The following is a 589-nucleotide window of genomic DNA, read 5'->3' as shown; positions in this document are numbered from 1 at the left end:
TGGCAACCAACTCATCGCCTTTTCGAGCAATGGATAATCCAAGTCGTCAATTATATAATCCTCTTTCTACTCTTAGCCACTGTATTTAATCTGATGATGAATATCTTTGCAAACTATTTGAGCGATATGAAACTCGATTACGACCAGAATATAAGCTTCATGTTTGGGGGAGCTCTCATCTTGTCCATTATATCCATCATGCTATTACTCAAACTATCAAGCGTTGCCAATTCTCTCGCAAAAGGCATTACATTTGGACATCTATGGAGACATAGAAACTAGAGGATATAAAAGCAATGGTTCCCGTAACAGACGCCCTTAATACCCATGTGACAAAATAACAAGAATATCCAATCCTAAAGTAAAAAATATTCGCACTGAAATTGAGCTGTTTTTATAAATTAAAATAGAATAAAAAAGTAAAATAATTACACATAACGTACTTTACTTTATGTTCAAAATAATAATAATGACAACAAATATCAGGATATATATAACAATAAAAAAGAGTTATATTAAAATGAAGTCGATCATTCTTATAATTTTGATTGCAAACCTTTTATCGGCTTGTGCATTAGCACCAAAGCTA

General features: G+C 32.1%; 1 protein-coding gene. It reads left to right on the top strand.

Annotated elements, in window-relative coordinates; translation table 11 throughout:
- Positions 1-282 (top strand): type IV secretion system protein (locus tag ACFIK0_RS09750; protein ID WP_375663969.1); only part of this gene is annotated, 282 nt, incomplete at its 5' end.
- Between the last annotated feature and the right edge of the window lie 307 nt (positions 283-589).

Source organism: Bartonella sp. CL63NXGY (assembly GCF_042194905.1).
In the GTDB taxonomy this organism is placed as follows: Bacteria; Pseudomonadota; Alphaproteobacteria; order Rhizobiales; family Rhizobiaceae; genus Bartonella.
This window is presented reverse-complemented; position numbering and strand designations above follow the sequence as displayed.